The following is a 19,729-nucleotide window of genomic DNA, read 5'->3' as shown; positions in this document are numbered from 1 at the left end:
CATTTTGAAGTGGAGGTAGGAAAATGTCAAAAATAAATTATATTCCTGATATGGCTGAGTGGGAAAAGGATTTCGAATTTTATTATGAAATGAAAGTCCGCTTCTCGGAAACAGATATGTTCGGCCACCTAAACAATACAGTTCCTTTCACGTATTTTGAGATGGCAAGAATCGAATTTTTTAAGTATAAGGGTTTTATGCAGGAATGGGTAAAACCAACGAACGAAACCATACCTGTTGTTGCTGATCTCCAATGTGATTTCCTTCAACAAGTCTTTTTTGATGAAAATCTGAAGGTATATGTGAAGGCAAATTCGATTGGAAAATCTTCAGTTGATATTCACTATATGGGCAAAAAGGAAGATGGCACGATTTGTTTCACAGGTAGAGGGGCAATGGTGCAAATGTCAAAAAGAGTAGGAAAAGGTGTTCCTTGGACAGAAGACCAGCGAAAATTGCTTAAAGATCATGAGAAAATAAAAGCTTAATTACGCAGAAACACATTTTCTAAAATAAAACGTTCTCCTTCAAGGAATTGCAGTCACTTCAGGTCCGTGCCTGACATATGATATGGTGACTAAATATATACCCACCCCACGGTTCATAGCTGGCGAAAGGCAAGGAGGGTTACAATACTTGAAGGAGAACGAATATACTCACAAGCCGTTACTCACCAAACGAGAAAGAGAAGTATTCGAACTGTTAGTACAAGATAAAACAACAAGAGAAATCGCTGGTGAATTGTTTATAAGCGAGAAAACAGTTCGGAACCACATTTCGAATGCCATGCAAAAGCTTGGTGTTAAGGGGCGATCACAAGCTGTTGTAGAGCTCCTTCGTATGGGAGAGCTAGAACTTTAATTTAGACCGGCAATCCATTTTATTGGATGCCGGTTAAAATTATTTTTGGCAAGACTTATTATTGCTTTTATTTCTCCTTGAAATTTACTCGAAAAAAGGCGAAAATAAATGAAAAAGAAAGTCATTTTAGTAGGATATAGATGATTAGAAAAGCAATTATGGGAGTTGTTTCTAATGGAGCTAGAAGATGTGATCATTAACGAAGAAGTAGATTCTGTGGCAGCAATTGAAAAAGAACTGCGATACATATCAGGAATTATTAAACAAAAAGGCCGCGAAATTTTAAGTAATTACAAGATTACTCCACCCCAATTTGTTGCTCTACAGTGGCTTTTTGAAGATGGAGATATGACGATTGGCGAGCTTTCTAATAAAATGTATCTTGCATTTAGTACAACAACCGACCTTGTTGATCGGATGGAAAAGAATACACTTGTAAAACGGGTGAAAGACCCAAATGATCGCAGAGTCGTCCGCATCCATCTTCTTGAAGAGGGCGAACGGATTATTGATGAAGTTATCCAAAAAAGACAGTTATACTTAAAAGAGGTGCTGATTAATTTTTCACATGAAGAAGTTCAGCTCCTTAAGACAAATCTTTTGAAATTACACCAAGATATGCGCGGAGAATGAGGCGGTATGTTTGAAACGACCAATTGGAATCATTGATTCAGGTGTCGGAGGGCTGACTGTAGCAAAAGAGGTTATGCGTCAGCTGCCGAATGAAAATATTGTATACCTAGGCGATACAGCTCGCTGTCCATATGGACCAAGACCTGGTGAAGAAGTAAAAGCGTTTACATGGGAATTAACTCAATTTCTGTTAACGAAAGATATAAAAATGTTAATAATAGCTTGTAATACTGCAACAGCCGTGGTGCTGGATGAAATTCGCAATGAGTTATCCATTCCTGTCATTGGTGTTATTTCTCCTGGGGCAAGGGCGGCTATTAAGAAAACAGAAAATCATAGGATTGGCGTAATCGGAACAATTGGGACAATAAAAAGCGGGGCATATGAACAAGCGTTAAAGCAAATAAACAGAAGGGCGGTCGTGCATAGTTTGGCATGTCCAAAATTTGTTCCGCTTGTTGAAAGCGGAGAATACGGTGGTCCTTTAACAAAAAAGGTTGTTACCGAAACGCTGCAGCCCCTTTTAAATCATAATTTAGATACCTTAATATTAGGATGTACGCATTATCCTCTACTGGAACAGCCGATTCAACATGTGATGGGGGATCGAGTGAAAGTAATTAGCTCTGGTGAGGAAACTGCAAGAGAAGCTAGTGCCATTCTCTCTCATTATGAAATGCTTAATTCATACGAGAATGAAACGGAGCACCAATTTTTTACGACAGGCTCTAGAACGATTTTTAAAAAGATTGCGGCTGAATGGCTTCAGCTGCCTATCATAAATGTAAAAAAAATTACACTTTAAAACCTTCATACTGAAGGTTTTTTTGATATAGAATCATGATAGAATAAAGAAAATGAATGAGAATAAGGTGATAGATTTGTTGAAAGAAGCTGAAGATTATTTAAAGCAATATTTTGGTTACTCCTCCTTCCGCCCGGGTCAAGGAGAGATCATCCGTAATCTATTGAAACAGACAAATACCCTCGGGATCCTTCCAACCGGAGGCGGGAAATCTCTTTGCTTCCAAATCCCAGCTCTTATGCTCCCAGGTCTTGCCGTTGTTATTTCTCCATTAATCTCTCTCATGAAAGATCAAGTTGATGCATTATTAGCGGCAAATATAGATGCCACATTTATAAATAGTTCTCTTTCAAGTCAGGAATATCAGGAAAGAATGTCCGGTATACGCCAAGGTGATTTCAAGCTTGTTTATGTTGCACCTGAACGATTTGAATCAGAGAGTTTCTTAGATATGCTTAATTCTTTAGATATTTCAATGATTGTATTTGATGAAGCACATTGTATCTCACAATGGGGACATGATTTCAGACCGAGCTATCGATCAATCGTTATGAATTTAAATAAATTAAATAAAAAACCTGTAATTGCCGCACTAACAGCTACCGCAACAAAGGATGTAGCGGATGATATTCGAAATTTATTAAATATAACTGAAGGAGATAGTTTTATCACCGGCTTTGCTAGAGAGAATCTAGCTTTTCATATGATAAAGGGCATGAATAAAAGAGATTTTATCAGTCAATTTATAAAAAAACATCCAAATGATTCAGGGATTATTTACACTACTAGCCGAAAAGAGACAGATCAGCTTTATAATCATTTGAAAAAACTTAATCATTCCGTTGCAAAATACCATGCTGGGCTGGGAGAAGCAGACCGGAAACAGGCGCAGGATAAGTTTGTTTATGATGAAGCTGATATTATGATCGCAACAAATGCATTTGGCATGGGGATTGATAAATCGAATGTTCGTTTTGTTATTCACTATAACCTTCCCCGAAACATTGAAGCATATTATCAAGAAGCAGGACGTGCTGGCAGAGATGGAGAAGAAAGTTCTTGTTATTTACTTTTTTCTCCACAGGATATTCAGCTCCAAAAATTTTTAATTGAAGAATCAAATCTAGATTTTCAGAAGCGGGAACAAGAATACAATAAATTAAAGCAAATGGTGAACTACTGCCATACAGAAAAATGCTTGCAATCCTATATTATTGAGTATTTTGATGCAAATAGTAAAATGGAGGCTTGCGGGAAATGCAGCAATTGCATGGATAAACGTGAGCAAGTAGATATTACGAAGGAAGCGCTGATGATCTTTTCGTGCATCAAAAGGATGGGGGAGCGATTTGGTGTAACACTTACTGCCCAGGTTTTAAAAGGTTCGCAAAATAAGCGAATTAAAGAATTACGTTTTAACGAATTATCTACTTATGGACTGTTAAAACATTATAAGGAAAAAGAAATAAGTGATATCATTAACTATTTGCTTGCTGAAGGCTACCTTCTATTGACTGACAGCCAGTTCCCGGTTGTCAAGCTTAGTGAAAAATCATTGCCAGTTTTAAAGCAACAGGAAAAGCTTTATATGAAAATGACGATTCAAGCATTTGACACTCCAGTTGAAGAAAATAGTGATCTATTTATCGTTCTTCGTACACTTCGCAAGCAACTGGCAGACCAGGAAAAGGTCCCTCCATACGTTGTCTTTGCAGATACAGCTTTAAGAGAAATGAGCCAGTATTACCCTACAGAGAAAGACGAAATGTTGAAAATTAAAGGTGTTGGCCAAATGAAATATGAAAAGTATGGAGTATTTTTCGTAGAAGAAATCCAAAAATATATGTCTGAGAATAATATCGAAGTGGAGAAGAAAACTTCTGAGAGAGATCAGAATATTCCTTTGAGGAATCAAGAAAAGCCAGATGTACCAAGCTATTTGCATTCCTATCAATCTTATACGGATGGGATGTCAATTAATGAAATTGCGAAAGCTCGTAATTTTTCTCCAATTACGATTCAAGAACATATCTTGCGTGCGGTTCGAGAGGGGCAGGAAATTAACTGGAAAAATATATTTGATGACGAAACTGAAGTACTTATTTTAGAAGCGGTACAAAAAGTAGGGACAGAAAAGCTTAAACCCATTAAGGAAGAACTGCCTGATGAAGTTGATTATTTTTCAATTAAAGCAGTGCTGACAAAGAATGGTCTATGAAAAAGAGAAGCTAAGAAAAATCAAATTTTTTTCTCCGAAGGCGGTCTAATTTACAAACAGGCTCGTATACATGTTAGTACAAACTGTCTTTGGAGGGATTAAATATGTCCATAAATAAAAAATCAACAATCGTGTCTGCAGTCTTAGTCTCATCCGTTTTATTGTCTGGATGCGGATTGTTTGGAAGCGGAGGAAAAGAAAAAATCGATCCTCCTCAATCATCGGTAACCTATACAGATGATGAAACAGCTGTGACAGGGGAAACAGCCAATACAGAAACAGGCACGGACACAGCTGGAAATGAAGAAGCTGTAACTGGAACGATTCAAACAGAGCTATACTTAATTAATAAGGATGGCTTAGTTGTGCCGCAAACATTGGAATTGCCAAAAACAGAATCAGTAGCTACACAAGCACTTGAATATCTAGTAAAGGATGGCAAAGTAACGGAGCTGCTGCCAAATGATTTCAGGGCGGTTCTGCCAGCTGATACGAAAGTATCCGTCGATATTAAGGACAAAGTTGCGACGGTCAATTTCTCCAAGGAATTTAAAGATTATCAAGTGGACGATGAATCGAAAATTCTTCAGGCTGTCACATGGACATTAACACAATTTGATTCTGTTGATAAAGTTAAGTTTCAGCTAAACGGAAATGCATTGAATGAAATGCCTGTAGGTGGAACACCGATTGGGGAATCATATAGCAGAGGAAATGGGATTAATCTCGATACGACAGATGTTCTTGATATAAATAATACAAGACCTGTCACGGTTTATTATATTGGTGGAAGTGAAGGCTCTTATTATTATGTTCCGGTCACAAAGCGTGTCTCCAATAATGAGAAGAATGAATACAAAGCTGTCGTGAATGAACTCATTAAAGGGCCAAGCTATGTGTCGAATCTTGATAGTGAGTTTTTACCGGATGTAAAACTATTAGAAGATCCGAAAATTGAAAACGGGAAAATTACCTTGAATTTTAACGAAGCTGTATATAGCAGTGAGGAAAAAATCATTTCTGAGCATTTATTAAATGCATTAGTCTTGTCATTAACTGAGCAAAAAGACATCGAAAGTGTTGCAATAACTGTTGATGGAAAAGCAGAGCTAGTGAATGAAAAGGGAGAAAAGCTGACAGAGCCAGTGACTCGTCCTGAAAAATTGAACACAGGTAGTTTTTAATCATCCGATTTTTGATATACTATAGGAATAAGTAAAAGAGGAGGCATTTTCTGCCACCTCTTCTTTATTGTGTTAGAGGCTATCGAGCTTCAGCATTTCTATTTAGGAGGAATCATCTTATGCGTGCAGATGGACGTGAACAGCTACAATTAAGGCCTATACATATTGAAACGAATTATTTAATGCATCCTGAAGGCTCTGTTTTAATAAGTGTTGGAAATACGAAGGTAATTTGTACAGCAAGCATTGATGATCGCGTGCCGCCTTTTATGAGGGGAGAGGGGAAAGGATGGATCACTGCTGAGTACTCCATGCTCCCTAGGGCAACGGAGACAAGGAATATTAGAGAATCAGCAAAGGGGAAAATTACCGGGCGGACAATGGAAATCCAGCGCTTAATTGGACGAGCTCTTCGTGCGGTTGTTGATCTTGAAGCGCTCGGAGAAAGAACGATCTGGCTTGACTGCGATGTCATTCAGGCAGATGGAGGTACAAGAACAGCTTCGATTACAGGTGCGTTCGTTGCAATGGCACTCGCTTTAGAAAAAGTTAGTAAAACGAAAAAGCTTGCGAAATATCCAATCAAGGATTTTCTTGCTGCAACAAGTGTCGGAATATTAGAGAATAAGCAAGTGGTTGTCGATTTAAATTATATCGAGGATTCAAAGGCACTTGTCGATATGAATATTGTCATGACGGGAAATGGTGAATTTGTCGAACTGCAAGGGACAGGTGAGGAATCCACTTTTTCTTACAGCGAGCTTCAAGAATTGCTAAAAGCTGGACAGGATGGAATTGTCCAATTATTTGAAATTCAAAGAGAGGCGTTCGGGGAAGAAATCACTAGTAAAATTTACTCAAGAAACGGAAAATAAGGGAAGGTGCTTAAAGAATGTCAGAAGTGATTATAGCAACAAAGAATCAGGGAAAAGCAAAGGAATTTACACGAATGTTCCAGCCGCTCGGCATTGAGGTTAAGACACTGCTAGATTTTCCTGAAATACAGGATGTGGAAGAGACAGGAGCCACCTTCGAGGAAAATGCGATATTAAAAGCGGAAACGATATCTAAGGTTTTGGGCAGAATGGTGATTGCTGATGATTCAGGTCTAGCGATTGATGCACTCGATGGGAGACCTGGAATTTTTTCTGCTCGGTATGCAGGAGAAGAGAAAAATGATGAAGCAAATATGACCAAAGTGCTAAAAGAGCTTGAAAATGTCCCTGAAAATGAACGACATGCAAGATTTTACTGTGCCCTTGCAGTTGCTTCTCCAGACCAGGAAACGTTTACTGTCTTAGGGACTTGTGAAGGAAGGATCCTACGAGAAAAAAGGGGTTCCTACGGATTTGGCTACGATCCGATATTCTTTGCAATTGAGAAAGGAAAAGCAATGGCAGAGCTGGAACCAGAAGAAAAAGCTCAGATTAGTCATCGTGCACATGCACTTCGAAAATTAGAAAGCGAGCTGCCTTCTCTTCTGGCGGGAGCTGAAAAAAGGTGAAAATTTTAATTGTCAGTGATAGTCATGGACTTACGGAAGAGCTGCTGGAAATAAAAGCTCGATATGCCCATGAAGTACAGATGATGATTCATTGTGGAGATTCAGAGCTGCAAGCTGACGAGGAAGCTCTAGAAAACTTCCATGTTGTTCAGGGAAATTGTGACTTCATAGGGACATTTCCTGAAGACCTAATTAAAGAACTTGGCGGCCTTCGTGTTTTTGTTACACATGGTCATCGGTATGGAGTTAAATCTACATTATTAAATCTTTCCTTACGTGCGCAAGAAGCAGCCGCTAATATTGTCTGTTTCGGGCATTCTCATTTCCTTGGTGCAGAAATGATTGAAGGTATTATGTTTATTAATCCTGGGAGTATTAGGCTGCCAAGGGGTAGAACGGAAAAAACATTTGTTATTTTAGAGTTAAGTGAAAATGAAATGAAGCTGCATGTTCACGATCTTACACATGGAAAGCTAGATGATTTAACTCAAGTATTTTCACTTCCAAAAAGAGATTGAACAGCATATACTGTTAGGGAAGCTAAAAAGCTTCCCTGACAAAAAAACATTTATTTTTGTGTTGACTTTTAATTGTATGCCTTATATAATAAAACTTGTCTTTGAATTACTTTTTTGAAAATATTAAGTCCCAGTAGCTCAGCTGGATAGAGCATACGCCTTCTAAGCGTACGGTCGGGAGTTCGAATCTCTCCTGGGACGCCATTTACACATCAGTTAAACTACATATCTTACCGTTTAAACTCACTTTTAAAAGTGAGTTTTTTTATTTTAAAAAAGTAACAACGTTTCAAGAAATAAAAAAATTTTTAAATGTATAGATTGTGTATACCTCAACAATGAAAGCGGATACAATAAATCAGATTAATTTAAATTATCAAATAATTTTCAAAAAGGGTGTTGACGGTTTAATAAAATGGGCGTAAGATAGTCCTCAATATAAGAAATCAAAAAATTATGAAATAAAAACCAGCCAACTTTTAGGTTAGCGAAACCAATTAATACATAGTTTTTTTAACCTAAAAATTCAATGGTTTAAAGTGTTAAAACATAAAATTTCATAGCCATAAAGTGAAGAAGAGGATAAGTAGTTTTATGAATTGGAATTTTGCAGAGAGCCGGAGCTGCTGTGAACCGGTAATTCCACCATAAGATGAACTCACCTCAGAGCATCAGCTTGAAAGAGTCAATCGAGTAGAGTTGGTCGGGTGTCTACCACCCGTTATCAAAACGGACAGGAACAGATGTCCATAAGTGCATGCGTAATGCGTGAATTTAGGGTGGTACCGTGGAATGGGATTAAAGCCTTTCACCCCTTATACCTAGGATTAGTAGGTTTTTAAGGGGCGGAAAGGCTTTTTATATTGAATTAAAGGAAAAAGAGGAGGTTTTATACAAATGTTGCAGCAAGCTGCCATGACAGAATCAAAGGCTAAGACCGAAATGGTCACTGGTGCCGATCTGTTATTAGAGGCCTTGGAAAAAGAAAAGGTGGAAGTGATTTTTGGATATCCTGGAGGGGCTGTGCTTCCGATTTATGACAAGCTTTATGATTCAAAAATTCTCCACGTTTTGCCAAGACATGAGCAAGGAGGAATTCATGCAGCGGAGGGGTATGCAAGAATTTCCGGAAAGCCTGGAGTTGTGATTGCTACTTCTGGCCCAGGAGCAACTAATATTGTTACGGGTCTCACAGACGCAATGATGGACTCTCTGCCGCTCGTTGTATTCACTGGTCAGGTCCAGACAAGTGTAATCGGTTCTGATGCTTTCCAGGAAGCGGATGTTCTAGGAATTACAACACCGATTACAAAATACAATTACCAGGTGCGAAGCATTGAAGACATCCCTCGAATTGTGAAAGAGGCATTTTATATTGCCACAAGCGGAAGGCCGGGGCCAGTCTTGATAGACATTCCAAAAGATATTGCAGCGTCTGTATCAAAACCTCCAGAAGAACAAGAGATAAAGCTACCTGGCTATCAGCCAACCGTACAGCCTAACTATTTGCAAATTAGAAAACTATCTGAGGCAGTTAGCCGAGCGAGAAAGCCAGTTATTCTTGCTGGAGCTGGTGTCCTTCTTGCGCAGGCTTCGAATGAATTAAAAGAATACGCAGAACAGCAGCAGCTTCCAGTCATTCATACACTTCTCGGATTAGGGGGATTCCCAGCAGACCATCGGCTGTTCGTCGGATTAGCAGGTATGCATGGCTGTTATGCATCGAATATGGGCTTAAGTGAATGTGATTTATTAATTAATATCGGAGCAAGATTTGATGACAGGCTTACAGGGAATTTACAATTTTTTGCCCCTCAAGCAACGGTTGCTCACATCGATATTGATCCAGCTGAAATTGGAAAAAATGTTCCAACAGCCATACCAGTTGTTGCAGATGCAAAAGAAGCATTGAAGGAATTAATCAAGCAAAATGGAAAACCGCCAGCCCATTTGGAATGGCTGGAACAAATTCATAAATGGCAAGTGGAATATCCTTATCATTACGGGGAGTCAGACACTCTTAAGCCACAAAAAGTGTTAGAGATGCTTTATGAAAAAACAGCCGGGGATGCAATCGTCGTCACGGATGTTGGGCAGCACCAAATGTGGGCAGCACAGTATTATCAATTTAAAAAGGCGAATAGATGGGTGACTTCAGGTGGCCTTGGAACCATGGGATTTGGTTTACCAGCAAGCGTTGGAGCGCAGCTTGCTGATCCGGACCGGTGTGTCATTGCTGTTCTTGGGGATGGGGGATTTCAAATGTCTACACAAGAGCTGACGGTCATTAAAGAACTAAATCTCCCTATAAAAATCGCAATATTCAATAATTTATCACTCGGAATGGTACGGCAATGGCAGGAAATTTTTTATGACAAACGGTATTCCCATAGTAAAATTCCTATCCAGCCTTCCTTTGTAAAGCTAGCAGAAGCTTATGGGATAAAAGGATATGAAATAAATAATGCGGAGGAAGCAGATGTCCTTTTTGAAGAAGTGTTGAATAGCCGAGAGCCTGTTCTGCTTGATATCCGAATTGATCCTGATGAGAATGTCTATCCGATGATTGCCCCAGGGAAAGGGCTGCATGAAATGGTAGGTGTGAAACCTTGAAAAAAATTATTAGTATGACTGTTATGAATCGCCCTGGTGTTCTCAATCGGATTACGAATCTTTTTTCAAAGAGGAATTATAATATTGAAAGCATTTCTGTAGGATTGACCGAACAGGAAGGAATATCAAGAATTACTTGTGTGATTCATGTAGAAAGTGATCGGGAAGCTGAGCAAATTACAAAACAGCTGAATAAACAGATTGATATTTTAAAAGTAACAGATATTAGTGATCAGGCAATTGTTGCAAGAGAACTGGCATTAATTAAAGTGCTCTCTACCCCGCAAACAAGAAATGAACTTTACGCATTAATCGAACCATTTCGGGCAGCGGTTATTGATATAAGCAAGGATAGCTTAGTCATTCAAATAACAGGAGAATCAGATAAAATTGAAGCATTTATCGAACTGATTAAGCCTTATGGAATTAAGGAGCTTGCTCGCACAGGAACGACAGCATTCCCAAGAGGAACACAAAAACCTGTTAATCCGCAAAAAACATATTCAATCGTTTAATTTTAAAAAAAGAAAGGAAGATAATAATGGCGAAAATGTACTATAACGGAGATGCGAATCCAGCTTATTTAAATGGAAAGAAGGTAGCGGTGATCGGGTATGGATCACAAGGTCATGCACATGCATTAAACCTGAGAGACAGCGGAGTTGAAGTCGTTATTGGGCTTCGCAAAGGGAAATCATGGGATAAAGCAGCAGAAGATGGCTTTCAAGTATATTCAGTAGGGGAAGCAACAGCACAGGCAGACGTGGTCATGATTCTTTTGCCAGATGAACTCCAGACGAAAGTATATAAAGAAGAAATTGAACCGAATTTAACAAATCAGGCACTCATGTTTGCACACGGTTTTAATGTTCATTTCAATCAAATTGTTCCACCAAAGGAAAGCGATGTGCTTCTCGTTGCCCCTAAAGGTCCTGGCCATCTTGTAAGGAGAACATTTGAACAAGATGCAGGCGTCCCAGCTTTGTTTGCCATCTATCAAGATGTATCTGGTGAAGCACAAGAGCTTGCTCTAGCTTATGCAAGAGGCATTGGGGCATTACGTGCAGGTGCATTAGAAACCACCTTTAAGGAGGAAACAGAAACCGATCTATTTGGGGAACAGGCTGTCCTTTGTGGAGGATTGACCTCACTTGTTAAAGCAGGCTTTGAAACGTTAGTCGAAGCAGGATATCAGCCAGAATTAGCCTACTTTGAATGCTTGCATGAATTGAAGCTGATTGTTGACTTAATGTATGAAGGCGGATTAGAAGGAATGCGCTATTCAATTTCAGATACAGCACAATGGGGAGATTTTGTCAGCGGACCACGAGTAGTTGATGGAAGAGTGAAGGAAGAAATGAAAGCTGTTCTTAAAGATATTCAGGAAGGGAAATTTGCGAAAGGCTGGATCTTAGAAAATCAAGCAAATCGTCCTGTATTTAATGCAGTAAATGAAAGAGAAAAGCAGCATCAAATTGAGCAGGTGGGCAGAGAACTTAGAAAAATGATGCCGTTCGTTAATAGCGGAAAAAAGAAGGAAGCTGTTGCTAGTGCAAACCATTAAAATATTCGACACGACCTTAAGGGATGGAGAACAGTCAGCAGGTGTGAATCTTAATTTTTCGGAAAAGCTAGAAATCGCTAAGCAGCTGGAAAGATTAGATGTAGATATTATGGAAGCTGGTTTTCCTGCCGCATCGAAAGGCGACTTCTCATCCGTACAAAAAATTGCCCAAACGATAAAAAATTGTTCTGTCACAGGACTTGCTCGTGCAGTTATCTCAGATATCGATGCAGCATGGGAAGCGCTGAAAGACGGTGCAGAGCCAAGACTCCATACCTTTCTTGCAACTTCGCCGATTCATCGAGAATACAAATTGAAAATGTCGAAAGAAGAAGTCATTCATACAGCTGTAGAAACAGTAAAATATGCAGCGAAGAAATTCCCGATTATTCAATGGTCTGCAGAAGACGCTTCGAGAACGGAGCTGCCGTTTTTGGCAGAAATTATTGAAAAAGTCATTCAGGCTGGGGCGAGAGTAATTAATATTCCTGATACTGTCGGATATGGAACACCACAAGAATATGGAGCTATTTTTAAATACTTAAAAGAAAATGTTCCTTCTATTAATAAAGTTTCTTTATCAACCCATTGTCATGATGATTTAGGAATGGCCATCGCAAATTCACTTGCAGCAGTAGAAAATGGTGCCACGCAAGTGGAAGGGACAATAAATGGCATTGGGGAAAGAGCAGGAAATGCTGCATTGGAGGAATTTGCGGTAGCCTTGCATATCAGAAAGGATTACTATCAGGCATCCACCCGGTTAAATCTTCATGAGATAAGCCGAACAAGCAGTCTTGTTAGCAAGCTTACTGGAATGATCGTTCCTGCTAATAAGGCAGTTGTCGGCAAAAATGCATATGCACACGAATCTGGGATTCATCAGGATGGCGTACTTAAGGAAAAAACAACCTATGAAATTATTTCTCCGGACTTAGTAGGCTTCCAGTCCAACTCATTAGTTTTAGGAAAGCATTCTGGCAGACATGCCTTTAAAAACCGGTTAGATGAATTGGGACTTAACGTTCCTGAGGAAAATATTAAGCCGCTATTTAGCGCATTTAAGGATTTGGCTGACCGCAAAAAAGAAATGACTGACGAAGACTTGGTTGCTCTTGTCCTTGAGGAAGAGCTGTCAAAGGAAGAGCGATTCTATGAATTAATTCATTTGCAAATCCAATATGGGACAAATCAAATACCAACCGCAACGGTTACTTTATCAGGGGCGGATAAAGAAGTCATCCAGGAGGCTGGAACGGGAGCAGGAAGTATAGAAGCCCTCTATAATACATTGGAAAAATGTGTGGAAGGGTCAATCAACCTCTTAGATTACCGTATCCAGTCTGTCGGGGGAGGGAGAGATGCCCTGGCACAAGTATATGTGAAGCTTACTTATCTGGATATTGAAACAAGTGGACGGGGGCTTGCACAAGATGTGCTGGAGGCATCGGCAAAAGCTTATTTAAATGCGATTAACAGAGTCATCTATATGAAGGATAAGGGGCCAGAACCGGAAATGTGCTTTACTCCATAACTAGAAAGACCGGTTGTAATCAACAGTTATCAAGATTCATCATAATCACAAGACGGAGGGATAACAATGAAAAAACGTATCGCAGTACTACCAGGAGATGGAATCGGAAAAGAAGTGACTAAGGGAGCTATTGAAGTTTTGCAAGCTGTTGGAGAGCGTTTCGGACACCAGTTCTATTTTCAATACGGATTAATCGGTGGAGAAGCAATCGATGCGGTTGGGTCCCCACTTCCGAATGAAACAATTGAGCTGTGTAAACAAAGCGATGCGATTTTACTAGGTGCAGTTGGCGGTCCGAAATGGGAAAGTCAGCCTACCCACCTTCGTCCTGAGCGTGGACTATTAAAAATTCGAAAAGAACTTAGTCTATATGCGAACCTTAGACCAACGAGCTATTATGCCAGTCTTGCAGAATCTTCACCGCTTCGCAAGGAAGTAATTGAAGGCGTAGACATGGTCATGGTAAGAGAATTAACTGGCGGTCTTTATTTCGGCAAACCGAGCGAGCGTACACGAAAAAATGGTGAAGACGAAGTAGTGGATACGCTTTATTACAAAAGAGCAGAAATGGAAAGAGTGATTAAACTAGCATTCCAGCTTGCTAAAGAAAGAAAAGGGAAAGTAACTTCTGTCGACAAAGCAAATGTGTTAGAATCCAGCCGAATGTGGAGGGAAGTAGCAGAATCCGTTGCTAAAGAATATCCAGCTGTCGAACTTGAACACATGCTTGTAGACAATGCAGCCATGCAAATGATTAAAAAACCGAAACGTTTTGATGTCGTTGTTACCGAGAATATGTTTGGCGATATTTTAAGCGATGAGGCATCCGTTTTAACTGGATCATTAGGCATGCTTCCTTCAGCAAGTCTATCTGAAGATGGCCCATATCTTTATGAACCAATCCATGGCTCAGCACCTGATATTGAAGGGGAAAATACAGCAAATCCACTAGCTATGATTCTGTCAGCTGCCATGATGCTTCGTCTATCATTTAGTATGCATGAGGAGGCTGAAGCGGTTGAGCAAGCTGTAAACCAAGTGCTTGAAGCAGGATACAGAACAAAAGATATTATGACATTTGGCAAAAAGCCTGTAACAACTAAAGAAATGGTTGAAGAAGTAAAAGCAACACTTATGGATAATGAAGCAATTATGCATATCATGAGTGCGTACGCATAGAAAAGCGAAGCCTGCTCGCATAGGGGCGACAGTCTACCGTTATTGAGTACAGTTTGAATTTAAATTACACACTTAGAGGTATCAATAGCCCCTATAGAGTCCAGTTTGAACTAAAACTAGACATTTAGAGGAATCAATAGCCCATATAGAGTCCGGTTTGAACTAAAACTAGACATTTAGAGGAACCAATAGCCTCTATTGAGTGCAGTTTGAACTAAAACTACACATGTTGAGGAATCAATAGCCCCTATTGAGTACCAATTTATCTAAAATTACTTATTTACTGAAATCAAGGTGAGCAAGGTGTTACTTGATAATTGTTCTCTCTCCTTCAAGTTGGATTGCTTTGTTGATCCTAAAGGGCCGAGTAGCAGCAATGGCAGAAATGAAATTTATTAATAGGAAACACGACCAAACATGGTCGTGTTTCTTTTAAAAAAGAAAGCAGGAGGAAAAAATGGGGAAAACAATTATTGATAAGATATGGGAAAAGCATGTAGTCCATCAAGAGGAAGGGGAACCAGATTTAATCTATATTGATCTTCACTTAGTACATGAGGTAACCTCCCCACAGGCATTTTCTGGGTTGAGAATGAAAAAACGACGAGTTAGACAACCAGAGAGAACGTTTGCGACGATGGATCATAATGTACCAACCGTTAATCGATATAAAATCGATGACCCAGTTGCTTTAAATCAAATGACGACTTTGGAAAAAAACTGTTTGGAATTCGGCATCCCGCTTGCTGGAATGGACAGTCCAGAGCAGGGAATCGTTCATGTGATAGGTCCAGAGCTTGGACTAACACAGCCGGGGATGACGATTGTTTGCGGTGACAGTCATACTTCTACACACGGGGCATTGGGAGCAATTGCCTTTGGAATAGGTACGAGCGAAGTGGAACATGTGTTAGCGACACAAACGCTTTGGCAAACGAAACCGAAAACATTAAAAATCGAAATAAATGGACAGCTTCGAAAAGGGGTTACGTCTAAAGATGTCATCCTTTATATTCTTTCCAAACATGGTGTCAATTTTGGGCAAGGGCACGTCATTGAATATTGTGGAGAGGTTATTAAAAGGATGTCAATGGAAGAGCGGATGACCATTTGTAATATGTCAATAGAAGGAGGCGCAAGAGCTGGTTTGATAAGCCCGGATGAAACAACATTTTCTTATTTAGAAGGAAGGAAGCACACACCAAAAGGAGAAGCGTTTAAAAAGACTGTCATGCAGTGGAGAGAGCTTGCATCTGACGATGATGCCGGATTTGATCGGACGATAATGATTGATGCGAATGTAATTACACCGATGGTAAGCTGGGGAACAAATCCCTCGATGACATCCGGTATAAAAGATTCTATTCCATACTTAAAAGATTGTAAAAATGAACTCGAACAAAAGTCGCTAGAAAGAGCAATTGATTACATGGGTCTAAAAGAAGGACAGAAAATTGCTGACATTGAAATACAACATGTGTTTATTGGTTCATGTACAAATTCACGTTTAGAAGATTTACGTCAAGCCGCTGAAATGGTAAAAGGAAAAAATGTTCACCCAACTGTAAGGGCTTTAGTCGTACCAGGATCTCAGCAAGTTAAGAAGGAAGCTGAGTCTGAAGGATTAGATGTAATTTTTCAAAAGGCTGGGTTCGAATGGCGGGAATCAGGCTGCAGCATGTGTCTGAGTATGAATAATGATATTGTTCCAAGCGGGGAGCGTTGTGCATCCACTTCAAATCGTAATTTCGAAGGGAGACAAGGGACAGGCGCTAGAACGCATTTAGTCAGCCCAGTGATGGCTGCTGCCGCCGCACTATATGGGCGTTTTGTTGATGTCAGTGAAAAGGTATCTGTTGAAGCACTGTAAATAAAAAGGATGTGAAAATATGAGTGGATTTAGAACGATAGTAGGAAAAGCAGTTGCAATGGATCGGGCGAATGTAGATACAGATCAAATTATTCCGAAGCAATTTTTGAAAAGAATTGAGAAAACAGGGTTTGGTCAATATTTATTTTATGATTGGCGGTATACAAAAGAAGGCGAGGAGAATCCTGATTTTGAATTGAACCAGCCGAAAAATCAAAGTGCATCGATCCTAATTGCCAATGAGAACTTTGGGTGTGGATCCTCTAGAGAACATGCGCCTTGGGCGCTGTCGGATTACGGCTTTAAAGTTGTGATTGCACCATCATTTGCAGATATTTTCCATCAAAATTGCTTAAAAAATGGGATGCTTCCTCTCAAACTGCAAGCAGAAGAAGTAGCGTATTTAATTGAAAAGGCACAAAATCAGCCATACCACTTAACGATTGATCTCGAAAAGGAAACGGTAACAGATAATAATGGCTTTTTAGCCTCCTTTCCGATCACAGCGTATTGGAAGAGGATGCTTTTAAATGGATGGGACGAAATTGAAATTACCCTGCAATTAGATGAGAAAATAGCACAATTTGAGCGTTCCAGAGCGGTTATATCATGATTGCCAAAAGGTTCACAGCGGAGGTGAGAGCTGTGGATCTTTTTTGTTTTTTTAAAGTTTTCATGCTAAACTTACTTCAAAATCAAGTAGGGCGGGGACTGCATGAAGAAACGAGATCGGAAAAAACTAAATAATAAAGTAATCCTTTTTCCCGATCTGGAAAAAAGGCTTCTTGAAAAAGGGCTTGAAAAAATGCAACAGAAAAGATTCCGGGAAGCGACCGAGCACTTAGAAGAAGCAAAACAATTAGACCCAGAAAATAGCGATATTTATATTGGATTAGTACTCGCATATTTTGAATGGGGATCATTGCAAAAGGCAAAGGAAATAGCGGCGGATATGCTGCAAAAGGGAATTGGGGAATACATCCAAATTATTGACTTATACTTAATGATTCTTGTTCAGCTTCATCAATATGATGAAATTGTAACGACGATAGAGATTCTATTAGAGGAAAAGGAGATTCCAACGGAAAAATATGAAAGCTTTACCCAAATGTTAGAATTTAGCAGGAGAATGGCAAAGGACAAGCCTGAAATGCAAGATGAAGAAGCGGCAATGGAAGAATTGGATAAAGACCTTGATTTGTTCGCTTTCAAGACCCAACAAGCACAAATGAATTTGGCTGCCCAGTTAGCAGAGAAAAATATTCGGGCGTATATTGGTGAGATAAGTACATATCTCCACTCGCAGGAGGGATCTCCTTTCTTCAAAACGATGCTGCTTAATGTATTAATTGAGCATGAATATGACAAAGAAGTCCTTGTTGAAAAGCTGGGAAGAACGTTATCGGTTATTCCGGTTCAGCTTCCTCCTGTTCATAAGCAGCCAGAGATAGAGTCGCTACTTCACCTCCTTAGCAGCCAAATCGAGCATGAAGACCCAATCTTGTTTGAAAATATAAAAAGCCTAATTAGCCGCCATTCTTTTATTCTCTATCCGTTTCAGCTAGATACGTATGAGGAAAAAGTTTGGGCAGCAGCCTATCATGCCCTCATAGCTGAATACCTAGGTTTAAGCATGGATGAAGAACTCGTATTGCTATATGATGTGAGAATAGAAGAGATGAAAGCTGCACTGCTAGAATTAAAACAGCTTGAAGAAATTTCATCTTCCGATTTTTAGTCTTCCTTGTTGAAAGAAAAGGAACGTGTGGTATAATATAATGGTTGTATATGTAGATGGTATTTTTTATGTTAAAAATGTATAAAGCTTGCTAACCAAGCTTTATCCATATCCATTTGTTACGTATGAAATGATAATAGATTGTTGGAGGGAATTAAATTTATGTCTGCAAAATTTGAAAAGCTAGAAGGGAACCAAGGGGTTCTTACAATTGAAGTAAATGCAGAAAAAGTTAATGAAGGTTTAGACGCTGCATTCAAAAAAGTAGTAAAACAAGTAAATGTACCAGGTTTCCGTAAAGGAAAAATGCCTCGCGGAATGTTCGAAAAGCGTTTCGGTATTGAATCACTTTATCAAGATGCAGTTGATATTCTTCTTCCAGAAGCATATGCAAATGCAATCGAAGAAACTGGTATTGAGCCAGTTGATCGTCCTGAAATTGATGTAGAGCAAATTGAAAAAGGCAAGAGCTTAATCTTCAAAGCAACTGTAACTGTAAAGCCAGAAGTTAAATTAGGCGAATACAAAGGGCTTGAAGTAGAAAAGTTTGATACTGAAGTAACAGAAGAAGATGTTGACAATGAATTAAAGTCTATGCAAGAAAGACTTGCTGAGCTTGTTGTAAAAGAAGAAGGCAAAGCTGAAAACGGCGACACAGTTGTTATGGACTTTGAAGGATTTGTTGATGGAGAAGCATTTGAAGGCGGAAAAGCAGAAAATTATTCTCTTGAACTTGGTTCAGGTCAATTCATTCCAGGATTTGAAGAGAAATTAGTTGGTGTTGCTTCTGGAGAATCAAAAGATGTTGAAGTTACTTTCCCTGAAGAATACCATGCTGCTGAATTAGCAGGAAAACCTGCAGTATTTAAAGTGACTGTTCATGAAATCAAAACGAAAGAACTTCCTGAATTAAATGATGAATTTGCAAAAGACGCAGATGAAGAAGTTGAAACTTTAGCTGCTCTTAAAGAAAAACTAAGAACTCGTCTTGAAGAAAGCAAGAAGCATGAAGCTGAACATTTTGTTCAAGATACTGTAGTGGAAAAAGCTTCTGCAAATGCAGAAATTGATCTTCCATCAGTAATGGTTGATACAGAAATTGACCGTATGATGAACGAATTTGAACAACGCCTGCAAATGCAAGGAATGAATCTTGAGCTTTACTTCCAATTCTCAGGTCAAGAAGAGAGTGCATTACGTGAGCAAATGAAGGAAGATGCTGAAAAGCGTGTTCGTATGAACTTAACACTTGAAGCAATTGCAAAAGCAGAAAACATCGAAGTAACAGATGAAGAAGTAACTGCAGAGCTTAATAAAATGGCTGAAATGTACAACATGACAGTTGAAAATATCCAAAAAGCTCTAGGCAGTCTTGAAGGCATAAAAGCAGATCTTCAAGTTAAAAAAGCAGTTGATTTCATTGTAGAAAACAGTAAAACTGTTTAATAAATATTATTAAAGCTAGATAAAACATAATGAACAAGGCGCGAGTAATCGTGCCTTGTTTT

At 39.2% G+C, this 19,729-nt stretch carries 18 protein-coding genes, 1 tRNA gene and 1 other annotated feature; all 19 genes read left to right on the top strand.

Annotated elements, in window-relative coordinates; translation table 11 throughout:
• Positions 1-23: 23 nt before the first annotated feature.
• Positions 24-488, top strand: a complete 465-nt coding sequence (locus AN957_RS20445; protein ID WP_053477219.1) for an acyl-CoA thioesterase — start codon at positions 24-26, stop codon at positions 486-488.
• 148 nt (positions 489-636) lie between these two features.
• Complete coding sequence (locus AN957_RS20440) at positions 637-861, top strand: helix-turn-helix domain-containing protein (RefSeq protein WP_009333184.1); 225 nt, start codon at positions 637-639, stop codon at positions 859-861.
• Positions 862-1,035: 174 nt separating this feature from the next.
• Positions 1,036-1,494: a MarR family winged helix-turn-helix transcriptional regulator gene (locus tag AN957_RS20435; RefSeq protein ID WP_053477218.1), complete on the top strand. Its 459-nt coding sequence runs from the start codon at positions 1,036-1,038 to the stop codon at positions 1,492-1,494.
• A 10-nt stretch (positions 1,495-1,504) separates the two neighbouring features.
• Entirely contained in the window at positions 1,505-2,299 is a 795-nt protein-coding gene (gene racE / locus AN957_RS20430) for a glutamate racemase (RefSeq protein WP_056685921.1), read from the top strand.
• A 76-nt stretch (positions 2,300-2,375) separates the two neighbouring features.
• Positions 2,376-4,517: a DNA helicase RecQ gene (gene recQ, locus AN957_RS20425; RefSeq protein ID WP_056685918.1), complete on the top strand. Its 2,142-nt coding sequence runs from the start codon at positions 2,376-2,378 to the stop codon at positions 4,515-4,517.
• Positions 4,518-4,621: 104 nt separating this feature from the next.
• The gene (locus tag AN957_RS20420; RefSeq protein ID WP_053477215.1) at positions 4,622-5,701 is read left to right on the top strand and encodes a GerMN domain-containing protein; all 1,080 of its coding nucleotides are present in this window, start codon (positions 4,622-4,624) and stop codon (positions 5,699-5,701) included.
• Between the two features lie 119 nt (positions 5,702-5,820).
• Entirely contained in the window at positions 5,821-6,576 is a 756-nt protein-coding gene (gene rph / locus AN957_RS20415; RefSeq protein ID WP_056685914.1) for a ribonuclease PH, read from the top strand.
• A 17-nt stretch (positions 6,577-6,593) separates the two neighbouring features.
• Complete coding sequence (locus tag AN957_RS20410; RefSeq protein WP_056685912.1) at positions 6,594-7,205, top strand: XTP/dITP diphosphatase; 612 nt, start codon at positions 6,594-6,596, stop codon at positions 7,203-7,205.
• Positions 7,202-7,723 (top strand): metallophosphoesterase family protein, encoded by a 522-nt coding sequence (locus tag AN957_RS20405; protein WP_053477212.1) that lies wholly within the window; start codon positions 7,202-7,204, stop codon positions 7,721-7,723. Before AN957_RS20410 ends, AN957_RS20405 begins: the two co-directional genes overlap by 4 nt.
• A 127-nt stretch (positions 7,724-7,850) precedes the next feature.
• Positions 7,851-7,927: transfer RNA gene (locus AN957_RS20400), tRNA-Arg, on the top strand.
• Between the two features lie 360 nt (positions 7,928-8,287).
• Positions 8,288-8,542: a binding site (T-box leader), on the top strand.
• Positions 8,543-8,620: 78 nt separating this feature from the next.
• Complete coding sequence (gene ilvB / locus AN957_RS20395) at positions 8,621-10,336, top strand: acetolactate synthase large subunit (RefSeq protein WP_056685909.1); 1,716 nt, start codon at positions 8,621-8,623, stop codon at positions 10,334-10,336.
• Positions 10,333-10,851: an acetolactate synthase small subunit gene (gene ilvN, locus AN957_RS20390; protein WP_053477210.1), complete on the top strand. Its 519-nt coding sequence runs from the start codon at positions 10,333-10,335 to the stop codon at positions 10,849-10,851. The genes ilvB and ilvN overlap by 4 nt, the downstream gene beginning before the upstream one ends.
• A 26-nt stretch (positions 10,852-10,877) precedes the next feature.
• Positions 10,878-11,900 (top strand): ketol-acid reductoisomerase, encoded by a 1,023-nt coding sequence (gene ilvC / locus AN957_RS20385; RefSeq protein ID WP_053477209.1) that lies wholly within the window; start codon positions 10,878-10,880, stop codon positions 11,898-11,900.
• Positions 11,887-13,434 (top strand): 2-isopropylmalate synthase, encoded by a 1,548-nt coding sequence (locus AN957_RS20380; RefSeq protein ID WP_053477208.1) that lies wholly within the window; start codon positions 11,887-11,889, stop codon positions 13,432-13,434. The genes ilvC and AN957_RS20380 overlap by 14 nt, the downstream gene beginning before the upstream one ends.
• A gap of 66 nt (positions 13,435-13,500) precedes the next feature.
• Entirely contained in the window at positions 13,501-14,613 is a 1,113-nt protein-coding gene (gene leuB, locus AN957_RS20375; protein WP_053477207.1) for a 3-isopropylmalate dehydrogenase, read from the top strand.
• Positions 14,614-15,070: 457 nt separating this feature from the next.
• Positions 15,071-16,483: a 3-isopropylmalate dehydratase large subunit gene (gene leuC / locus AN957_RS20370; RefSeq protein ID WP_056685906.1), complete on the top strand. Its 1,413-nt coding sequence runs from the start codon at positions 15,071-15,073 to the stop codon at positions 16,481-16,483.
• Positions 16,484-16,502: 19 nt separating this feature from the next.
• Positions 16,503-17,096, top strand: a complete 594-nt coding sequence (gene leuD, locus AN957_RS20365; protein WP_053477205.1) for a 3-isopropylmalate dehydratase small subunit — start codon at positions 16,503-16,505, stop codon at positions 17,094-17,096.
• Positions 17,097-17,198: 102 nt separating this feature from the next.
• On the top strand, positions 17,199-18,221 hold the full coding sequence (locus tag AN957_RS20360) for a tetratricopeptide repeat protein (RefSeq protein WP_053477204.1): 1,023 nt from the start codon (positions 17,199-17,201) through the stop codon (positions 18,219-18,221).
• 162 nt (positions 18,222-18,383) lie between these two features.
• Positions 18,384-19,667 (top strand): trigger factor, encoded by a 1,284-nt coding sequence (gene tig, locus AN957_RS20355; protein WP_053477203.1) that lies wholly within the window; start codon positions 18,384-18,386, stop codon positions 19,665-19,667.
• Positions 19,668-19,729 lie beyond the last annotated feature (62 nt).

Origin of the sequence: Cytobacillus solani (assembly GCF_001420595.1) — a bacterium.
GTDB lineage: Bacteria > Bacillota > Bacilli > Bacillales > Cytobacillaceae > Cytobacillus > Cytobacillus solani.
Note: the sequence above shows the minus strand (reverse complement) of the source record. Positions and strands in the feature narration are given on the sequence as shown.

Excerpts from the sequence above, each read along its gene's own strand:
- leuC (WP_056685906.1), top strand. The coding sequence starts at position 15,071 with ATGGGGAAAACAATTATTGATAAGATATGGGAAAAGCATGTAGTCCAT.
- ilvB (WP_056685909.1), top strand. The coding sequence starts at position 8,621 with ATGTTGCAGCAAGCTGCCATGACAGAATCAAAGGCTAAGACCGAAATG.
- AN957_RS20445 (WP_053477219.1), top strand. The coding sequence starts at position 24 with ATGTCAAAAATAAATTATATTCCTGATATGGCTGAGTGGGAAAAGGAT.
- rph (WP_056685914.1), top strand. The coding sequence starts at position 5,821 with ATGCGTGCAGATGGACGTGAACAGCTACAATTAAGGCCTATACATATT.
- AN957_RS20420 (WP_053477215.1), top strand. The coding sequence starts at position 4,622 with ATGTCCATAAATAAAAAATCAACAATCGTGTCTGCAGTCTTAGTCTCA.
- AN957_RS20360 (WP_053477204.1), top strand. The coding sequence starts at position 17,199 with ATGAAGAAACGAGATCGGAAAAAACTAAATAATAAAGTAATCCTTTTT.
- tig (WP_053477203.1), top strand. The coding sequence starts at position 18,384 with ATGTCTGCAAAATTTGAAAAGCTAGAAGGGAACCAAGGGGTTCTTACA.
- leuD (WP_053477205.1), top strand. The coding sequence starts at position 16,503 with ATGAGTGGATTTAGAACGATAGTAGGAAAAGCAGTTGCAATGGATCGG.
- ilvC (WP_053477209.1), top strand. The coding sequence starts at position 10,878 with ATGGCGAAAATGTACTATAACGGAGATGCGAATCCAGCTTATTTAAAT.
- AN957_RS20435 (WP_053477218.1), top strand. The coding sequence starts at position 1,036 with ATGGAGCTAGAAGATGTGATCATTAACGAAGAAGTAGATTCTGTGGCA.
- AN957_RS20410 (WP_056685912.1), top strand. The coding sequence starts at position 6,594 with ATGTCAGAAGTGATTATAGCAACAAAGAATCAGGGAAAAGCAAAGGAA.
- leuB (WP_053477207.1), top strand. The coding sequence starts at position 13,501 with ATGAAAAAACGTATCGCAGTACTACCAGGAGATGGAATCGGAAAAGAA.